We start from the raw sequence: 2,455 nt of genomic DNA, 5'->3' as shown, positions 1-2,455 counted from the left end.
GATGCATGTCGGCCCGCGCCGAGTGGAAGTACAGATACCGGTCGAGGTGCGATGCGAGCGGTTCGAGCAACGCAAGCCCGGCAGCGGGTCCGTCGGCCATCGAGACCGCGATGGACTGGTTGAGCCGCACGACAGGGGAGCGGGTCAGGGCCACCAGGGATTCGTACAACAGGCAGATGCGAGCCCAGTCGGTTTCCCGGGCGGCGTCGGCGCGTGCATGCTCGGCAACGATGGCGGCCTGTAGCCAGTACTGGCCGACACTGCCGTCCCGGGCGGCGCGGCGGAGCAGCGCCATCCCAGCGTCGATCTCTGATCTGTCCCAGAGCCCGCGATCCTGGTCGGGGAGCAGAACTGCGCCGCCAGCCTGGTCGACCCGGGCGTGACGACGGGAGTGGTTGAGCAACATCAGCGCCTGAAGTCCGCAGATCTCGGACTCCGCGGGCATCAACGTGTGCAACAGGTCACCCAGGTGCAGCGCCTCGGTGCACAACTCGTCGCGGACGAGCCGCTCACCGGCGGAGGCGGCATACCCCTCGTTGAACAGGAGGTACACCACGGCGAGAACTGCGGCCAGGCGATCGCCGAGACGTTCCGGTGCCGGGATCTCGTAGGCGATCCCGGCTACTTTGATCTTGCGTTTGGCGCGGACCAGCCGTTGGGCGATCGTTGCCTCGGATGTGACGAATGCTCGCGCCACCTCGACCGTCGACAGGCCGCACACCGTGCGAAGAGTCAGCGCGACCCGCGCGTCGAGAGCCAGCGCGGGGTGGCAACAGGTGAAGATCAGCCGGAGGCGGTCGTCCTCCGGCCCGGCGACGTCGTCGGGCATCGCCTCGACATGTGCCACGAGGGCCTCCTTGTCCGCTCGACGCCCCTCGCGACGGATCACGTCGATCGCCCGCCGCTTGGCGGTCGTCGTGATCCATGCCGCGGGGTTTGCCGGGACGCCGTCGACCGGCCACCGCTGCATGGCGACCAGGAACGTGTCCTGCACCGAGTCCTCAGCCAGGTCGAAGTCGCCGCAGAACCGGATCAGCGTCGCGACGACCCGGCCCGACTCGCGTCGGAACACCTCCTCCAGTGACACCGGGACATGGGCCTCCGGCGGCGCAAGAGCATGATCGCGCCGCCTTTGGCCCTCCAGTGACACCGGCGCATGGGCCTCCGGCGGCGCAGGTCCGTTCACCGGATCAGTGCGTCAGCAGCAGCGGCCGCACCTCGACCGCGCCGTGCCGGGCACCGGGGATCCGCGCCGCCCAGGCCAACGCCTCGTCGAGGTCAGCACATTCGAGCAGGACGTAGCCGCTGAGCTGTTCCTTGGACTCGACGAAAGGACCGTCGGTCATCAGCACCTCGTCGTCGCGGAGCCGGATCGTTGTCGCGGCCGACACCGGGTGCAGCGCCGAGCCGCCTCGCAGCACCCCTGCCTGCCCGGCGGCCTGCACATACTCGCCGTATCGGGCGAGTTCGTCCATGCTGACGTCGGCGTCGGTATCAAATCTGGTCCAGATGAAGGCGATGTACTGCACGAATGTGTCTCCATTTTCGCCGTGACCGGCACCGGGTCGGTCACGGCGAGCCTCATGTGCCGGGCTGGCCCGTCACGCACTCTGTCAACGCAACTGTCCGCTTCGGTGGCGACGTTACCTGGTCTGGACGCCGCCCACTGTCACCACTCGGTCCAGTCGCCCGGTGCGGCCTGCCAGATCGATGTGTCGGGCTTGCCAACGAAGATCGGCCCGAGATGCTCGAAGCCGAGCGACAGGTCGTAGTAGCGTGCCATCTCGTCGGCGTCGAGCCACACATCCACCCCGATGACCTCCGGCACGGCCGGTGCGCCGGGGTCGGGCACCCGAGTCCACACGCTGTGCGACACCATGCCGTGCAGTCGGGACCGGTTGATGGTGGCCGACGCATAGTCGCGAAACGCGCTTGCGGCCTTGTCCAGCGACGTGACCTCGGCCCGCAGCAACCCGACGCCAGTCGGCGTACGCCCGGACGGAACCGCCAGGTGGTAGCTGCCGGCGTTCTCGGCCGGTGCCCACACGGGGTTTTCTCGACTGGCGAACAGCATGTTCCCACCGGCCTGTACCTGAGGGTCGGAGAAGAACTGGCCGAGCCCGGACAGGCTGTTCCAGAAGTCGATGAACAGCAGTTCACCTCGGTGGTCCTCGCCGTAGCCGGCGTAGACGTTGTGGCTGAGGTCGCCAAGAGAACGAGCGGCGGCCACGCTCGGCGCGGCACCGGCCGTCTCGTTGTGGACCTTGCGGGTTTCCTCCACCGCGACCGCCGCCATTCTCCCGCGGACGGTGAGCAGGAACGTCGCCGCACTCGCATCATCGGGGTACGACACGGACTCGTCTGACATGACAGGCTCCTCCTTCGACGATGTGCTCTCGTCCAGACGACGAACGGCGAGGTGCCCGGATCGACAGGCCCGTCTCGCCACCCGCCA

Annotated in this window: 3 protein-coding genes; all 3 read right to left on the bottom strand. The window is 68.0% G+C overall.

Annotation, left to right across the window (positions count from 1 at the left end):
• Positions 1-1,186, bottom strand: a 1,186-nt coding sequence (locus tag U9978_RS23790; protein WP_322763379.1) for an RNA polymerase sigma factor, incomplete at its 3' end; no start/stop codon positions are given.
• 4 nt (positions 1,187-1,190) lie between these two features.
• Positions 1,191-1,529, bottom strand: a complete 339-nt coding sequence (locus tag U9978_RS23785; RefSeq protein WP_322763378.1) for a YciI family protein — start codon at positions 1,527-1,529, stop codon at positions 1,191-1,193.
• A gap of 140 nt (positions 1,530-1,669) precedes the next feature.
• On the bottom strand, positions 1,670-2,368 hold the full coding sequence (locus U9978_RS23780; RefSeq protein WP_322763377.1) for a hypothetical protein: 699 nt from the start codon (positions 2,366-2,368) through the stop codon (positions 1,670-1,672).
• Between the last annotated feature and the right edge of the window lie 87 nt (positions 2,369-2,455).

Source organism: Protofrankia sp. Cr2 (assembly GCF_963555885.1).
Classification (GTDB): domain Bacteria; phylum Actinomycetota; class Actinomycetes; order Frankiales; family Frankiaceae; genus Protofrankia.
Note: the sequence above shows the minus strand (reverse complement) of the source record. Positions and strands in the feature narration are given on the sequence as shown.

Bases quoted from the DNA above. Each gene is read 5' to 3' on its own strand.
- U9978_RS23780 (WP_322763377.1), bottom strand. From the start codon at position 2,368: ATGTCAGACGAGTCCGTGTCGTACCCCGATGATGCGAGTGCGGCGACG.